Origin of the sequence: Pseudonocardia sp. SID8383, assembly GCF_009864975.1 — a bacterium.
GTDB lineage: Bacteria > Actinomycetota > Actinomycetes > Mycobacteriales > Pseudonocardiaceae > Pseudonocardia > Pseudonocardia alni.
Genome location: NZ_WWFY01001056.1, coordinates 1 through 2,788 on the forward strand (window position 1 = coordinate 1; position 2,788 = coordinate 2,788).

Here is a 2,788-nt window from a genome sequence, read left to right on the forward strand (position 1 = left end):
GCTGCCGCCCCGGTCCGGGCCGCCCGCACCGCGGGGCGCCGAGGACCACGTGCCGCCGCAGCAGCTGTTCGCGCTGGTCCGCGACGCGGCCCCGGCCGGGACCGTACACGTCTGCGAGTCCACCTCGACCATCGACGACTTCGTCGCCCAGGCCGACCTCACCGAGCCGGGCAGCTACCTGTTCCCCGCCTCCGGCGGCCTGGGGTTCGGGCTGCCCGCCGCCGTCGGGGCGCAGCTGGCCCACGGCGAGGCGCGCCGGGTGGTCGCACTCGTCGGCGACGGGTCGGCCAACTACGGCATCACCGCGCTGTGGACGGCGGCGCAGTACCGGGTGCCGGTGGTCTTCGTGATCCTGAAGAACGGTACCTACGGTGCGCTGCGCGGCTTCGCGGGGCTGCTGGGCACCGGGGAGACACCGGGCCTGGACGTCCCCGGACTGGACTTCGTGAAGATCTCCGAGGGCTACGGCGTCCCGGCGGTGTCGGTGTCCGACGCCGCGTCGACGGCGGCCGCGCTGAAGGACGCGTTCGCCGCCGACGGGCCGCGGCTGGTCGAGGTCGTCACGGCCCCGGGCGTGGCGTAGTCGCTCACACCGTCGCCGCTCACACCGTCGCCGCTCACACCGTGGCCAGCGCGGCGTAGCGGCCCGCGTCGGCGAGCAGCTCGTCGTGGCTGCCGGACTCGACGATCCGGCCGTGGTCGACGACGGCGATCCGGTCGGCGTCGCGCACGGTCGACAGCCGGTGCGCGATGGTGATCGTCGTGCGGCCGTGGGCCAACGCGTCGAACGCGGCCTGCACGGCCCGCTCGGTGCGGGTGTCCAGCGCGCTGGTGGCCTCGTCGAGGACCAGCACCTTCGGGTCGCGCAGCAGCGTGCGGGCGATCGCGATGCGCTGCTTCTCCCCGCCGGAGAAGCGGTGCCCGCGCGAGCCGACGACGGTGTCGTAGCCGTCCGGCAGGCCGGTGATCAGGTCGTGGACCTGCGCGGCGCGCGCGGCGGCCTCGATCTCGGCGTCGGTGGCGTCCGGACGGGCGTGGCGCAGGTTCTCCCGCACGGTGGCGTGCATCAGGTAGGTGTCCTGCCCGACGACCCCGACGATCCGGGTGAGGTCGGCGGCGGCCATGTCCCGCAGGTCCACGCCGTCGATGGTGACCCGGCCCGCGGTCGGGTCGTGCAGCCGCGCGACCAGTCCCGCCAGGGTGGTCTTGCCGGAGCCGGTCTCGCCGACCAGCGCCAGGGTGGTCCCGGCCGGGACGTCGAGGTCGATCCCGGCGACGGCGGCGGCGTCGCTCCCCGGGTAGGCGAAGGTGACGCCCTCGAGGCGCACGTGCCCGCGGACGCGGTCGTGGTCCACCGCGACCGGGTGCTCGGGCTCCACGACGTCGACGGTCAGGTCCAGGTACTCGAAGATCCGGGCGAACAGCGCCAGCGACGCCACGATCTGGACCCCGACGCTCAGCAGCCCCATGACCGGCCGGAACAGGCCGCCCTGCAGCGCGGTGAACGCGACCAGGGTGCCGATGCTCATCGTCCCGGCCGCGAAGGGCAGGCCGGCGGCGAGGTAGATGACCGCCGGGACGGCGGCGAACACGACCTGGGTGACGGCCATCGTCCAGCGTCCGGCGAGCTGGGAGCGCAGCTCCAGCCCGATCAGCCGCGACGAGGAGTCGGTGAACCGCCGGGTCAGCTCCGGTCCGCTGCCGAGGGTCTTGGACAGGGCGACGCCGTCGACGGACAGGCTCTCCTCGACGGTGACGTTGAGGTCGGCCAGCTCCCGCTGCTGGGCGGCGGTGATCGCGCGGCGGGTGCGGGCGACCCGGCGGGTCAGCAGGATCGCCGGGGGCAGCACGACGAGCGAGACCAGGGTGAGCTGCCAGGACAGCGCGAGCATCGCGACCAGCGTCGCGACGGTGGTGGTCAGGTTGGACGCGACCGAGGTCGCGGTGTTCGTGACCACCGACTGCATGCCGCCGATGTCGTTGGTGATGCGCGACTGCACCTCACCGGTGCGGGTGCGGGTGAAGAAGGCCAGGCTCTGGCGCTGCAGGTGGCCGAAGACGCCGGTGCGCAGCCCGTGCATGACCTCCTGGCCGATGCGGGTGGAGATCCAGGTCTGGGCGACGCCGAGTGCCGCGGTGACCGCGGCGACCGCGACCATCCCGCCGGCGAGCCAGGCGAGCAGGGGGACGTCGCGCTGCGGCAGCGCCACGTCGATGACCTCACGCAGCAGGAACGGCGAGGCCATCCCGACGATCGACGAGGCGACGATCGTCGCGACGACGACCGAGAGCGGACCCCGGTGCGGGGCGAACAGGGCGCCGATGCGCCGCAGCGAGACCGCGCGGGCCTGTTCCTTCTCCTCCGGGGAGGAGGTGCGGGTGTCGGGCCGGCCGGGCCGGTTCGGGGGTCGGGGGTCCACGGAGTGCTCCTCACGATGCTGTGGTTACCTCACTATGAGGCAGCAACAGCATCACTTGCTAGTCTGTTCCCGTGCCGGACCGGGACCAGACCAGGCCCTCGCGCAGCGACCTCGTCGACGCGTTCTGGTCGGTCGCGCGGTCGCTGCGCCACGCCTCGGCCGAGCGGCTGGCGGGCTGGGGCCTGACCCCGTCGCAGGCGCGGGCGCTCGGCACCCTGGTCCGTCACGGCGAGATGCGACCCGGCGCGCTGGCCGGGCACCTGCACATCACGCCGCGGTCGGCGACCGAGGTCGTCGACGCCCTGGCCGGGCTGGGGATGGTCGAGCGGGCGACCGACCCGGCGGACCGGCGCGCCGTGCTCCTGCGG

At 74.2% G+C, this 2,788-nt stretch carries 3 protein-coding genes; 2 read left to right on the forward strand and 1 reads right to left on the reverse strand.

The window, feature by feature from the left end; all coding sequences use genetic code 11:
- Positions 1 to 583, forward strand: a 583-nt coding sequence (locus tag GTW08_RS25595) for a thiamine pyrophosphate-dependent enzyme (RefSeq protein ID WP_237454188.1), incomplete at its 5' end; no start/stop codon positions are given.
- A gap of 34 nt (positions 584 to 617) precedes the next feature.
- Here GTW08_RS25595 and GTW08_RS25600 read toward each other — a convergent pair.
- Complete coding sequence (locus GTW08_RS25600) at positions 618 to 2,420, reverse strand: ABC transporter ATP-binding protein (protein ID WP_073575014.1); 1,803 nt, start codon at positions 2,418 to 2,420, stop codon at positions 618 to 620.
- Between the two features lie 71 nt (positions 2,421 to 2,491).
- Between GTW08_RS25600 and GTW08_RS25605 the strand changes: the two genes are divergently transcribed.
- A partial coding sequence (locus tag GTW08_RS25605; protein ID WP_161152644.1) for a MarR family transcriptional regulator occupies positions 2,492 to 2,788 on the forward strand: 297 nt, incomplete at its 3' end.